This is a genomic window from Deltaproteobacteria bacterium, from assembly GCA_009930495.1.
Lineage (GTDB): Bacteria > Desulfobacterota > Desulfovibrionia > Desulfovibrionales > Desulfomicrobiaceae > Desulfomicrobium.
This window is the reverse complement of record RZYB01000493.1, coordinates 1-1002: the sequence shown is the minus strand read 5'-3', so window position 1 is coordinate 1002 and position 1002 is coordinate 1. Positions and strand designations below refer to the sequence as shown.

Annotated in this window: 1 protein-coding gene; it reads right to left on the bottom strand. The window is 32.4% G+C overall.

Annotated elements, in window-relative coordinates; all coding sequences use genetic code 11:
* Positions 1–269: 269 nt before the first annotated feature.
* Positions 270–989 carry a hypothetical protein gene (locus EOL86_15690; protein NCD27013.1) on the bottom strand — a complete coding sequence of 240 codons (720 nt, stop codon included), beginning with the start codon at positions 987–989 and terminating at the stop codon, positions 270–272.
* Positions 990–1002: the final 13 nt, after the last annotated feature.

Genomic DNA, 1002 nt, shown 5'->3' with positions numbered 1-1002 from the left:
TCACACTATATACCATTTTGGTAGATGTGTCTGTGAAAAAACTTGTTAATCCGGTGAAAAAAGCATTTTTCTCTAATCCAAATATTTTTTTCTTTTCATTCATTTTATTAGTCATTCCGCAGTGTCTTTTTAATGTTGCCTAACGTATGGCAATAAGAAACGTAGGGCATTACGAAGCTTCTACCTTTCAAATTACACAGCCGTTTATTAATTGTTATGTCGTTCAAATTTAGCACTTTCCGCCCTATGTTTTTTATTGCGTGTTGGCATTAGTTGTTCCTTCTCTGTCCGATTATCATCATTCCATAAAATAAAATTCCACTTCCAATCACTCCTAATGAACTCCAAGTAGTACCCAAATCAGGATTAAAGATTTTTGTCATAGCTAAAATTAGAAATACAGTCAATAAGAAATAGAAAATCCATCGGAATGATTTACTTGCATAAATGCTTTCTCCTTCTTTAATCGGTTTAATTTCAGTCTCTGAATCAAGTCCGTTTTTGTAGTCATTGGATAATCTTGGAAAATCCTTAACAAGTCGATTAAAGTCATCCTTAATTGGCAAAACATTCAGTCTATTTACTTTGTATCGAGTCTTGTTTGTCAAGTTTATAATAAAACTATCAAATGTTCTGTCCTCCTGAAAAACATAGTTGTCAACTAGATTCCAGGGAATAATGAAATTCTTTTCCCAGCTCAAAATAAATCTACGTTCCCATATATGTTGAATTCCTTCTTGCGTAAACACAATTTTGGCTTTTCCCATTCCAATCAGGTTAGCAAGGTAAAATGAAGTCACAAAAACTGCTAAAAACTGAATAATTGAAATAATCTCACTGTCAGGTTTTGGCAAATTGTCAAGAATAAGGAGAATGCTTGAAATCAAGATTCCAATCATTGCAGCTATGAATCTAAATATTGAATGAACTTTAATCCTGTATTCTCTTTTTTTCATATCTGTTATTAACTTGCAGTCTGTCTCTTCCAATTAATGCCAACGT